Genomic DNA, 1,579 nt, shown 5'->3' with positions numbered 1-1,579 from the left:
TGCCGCTGCGCGCGGCTGCCGACGCGGCGCCGCGCCTGCCTGGCCGCGCGACAACGCTGGCGCAGGCGTTGGCAGAGGCCGAAGAATGGCAGGAATACTTCACCTGGCCGTCGCCGCGGGCGGAATCGGTATGGGCGCCGGGCTATGGGTTCGCCTTGAGCGCGGCACCGACGTTGCCGCGAGCGCGCTGGCTGGCGCACAGCGCGCACGAGGACAGATTCCAGCTGAAGCTGGGCGTACTCCTGGACGGCGACCGGCTGGCATGCACGCTCAGCTACGAGCCTGCACGGCACCGGGAGGCGGACATGGTCTGCTTGTTGCGCCAATGGCGCACGCTGCTGGAGGCCTCGCTGATGCAGCCGCAGGCGCCGGTGGCGGCGCTGGCGCACGTGCACGCCGATGAGCGCACCGCGCTGCTCGCCATGCCGTCGCCGCAGATGGCGCCATGGAACACCGCGCATGGACTGTTTTCGGATTGGGCGCAGCGGCAGCCGGACGCGGTGGCGTTGCACGCGCCGGGCGGCGAACGCTGGAGCTACGCGCGGCTGGAGCGGGCCTCCAATCGGCTCGCGCAGTATCTGCGCGTGCAGGGTGTCGGCGCCGAAGACCGCGTGGCGGTGTGCCTGGAGCGCGCTGCGGACTGGATCGTGGCCTTGCTGGGCGTGCTCAAGGCCGGCGGCGTATACGTGCCGATCGACCCGGAGTTCCATCCGCAGCGCGTCGCCCAATTACTGGCCGATGCCGACTGTGCACTGGCGCTGACGGATACGGCCCATGCGCCGGCCCTGGGCGAGTACGCCGGTCGTCGCGTGTTGCTGGACGAGGACGCCGGCGTCATCGCCGCCGCTGCCGACACGGCACCGGCCTGGACGACCGACGCCGAACAATTGGCGTATCTGATCTATACCTCCGGCTCCACTGGCGTTCCGAAGGGCGTGGGCATCAGTCATCACGCCTTGCACAACTATGTGCAGGGCGTGAGTGAGCGGCTGGCGCTGCCGGCGCAGGCCGAGTTGCTGTCGCTGGCGACGATCGGGGCGGATCTGGGGCATACGGCGCTGTTCGTGGCGCTGTGCACGGGCCGGACGCTGCGGCTGCTGCCGGCGGCGCTGGCGCTCGACGCCGAAGGGCTGGCCGCCGAGCTCGAACGCGCCCCGGTGGATTGCCTGAAAATCGTGCCGACGCACCTGCAGGCGCTGCTCTCGGCGGAACGCGCGCACCGCATCCTGCCGCGCGCCTGCCTGGTGCTGGGTGGTTCGGCGCTGGACCCGGATCTGGTGGCGCGGGTCCAGGCATTGGCGCCGGACTGCAGGATCGTGAACCACTACGGTCCGACCGAGACGACGGTGGGAATCTGCACGCACGAGGTGACGGGCGTGGAGCGGCAGGGAAGCGTGCCGATCGGTCGGGCGTTGCCGAACAGCCAGGCCTATGTCCTGGACGAAGAGGGCGCTTTGTCCGGCGTGGGCATGCCGAATGAGCTGTACTTGGGCGGCGCCAGCGTGGCGCGCGGCTACTGGCGCCGTCCGGACCTGACCGCGGAGCGTTTCGTACCCGATGCGTACGGGCCTGCCGGCAG

The 1,579-nt window shown here is 70.7% G+C and carries 1 protein-coding gene; it reads left to right on the top strand.

What is annotated here, in order from left to right:
- Positions 1-353: 353 nt before the first annotated feature.
- Positions 354-1,579 (top strand): AMP-binding protein (locus JR064_RS22895; protein WP_206231242.1); only part of this gene is annotated, 1,226 nt, incomplete at its 3' end.

Source organism: Xanthomonas bonasiae, from assembly GCF_017163705.1.
Taxonomy (GTDB): domain Bacteria; phylum Pseudomonadota; class Gammaproteobacteria; order Xanthomonadales; family Xanthomonadaceae; genus Xanthomonas_A; species Xanthomonas_A bonasiae.
Note: the sequence above shows the minus strand (reverse complement) of the source record. Positions and strands in the feature narration are given on the sequence as shown.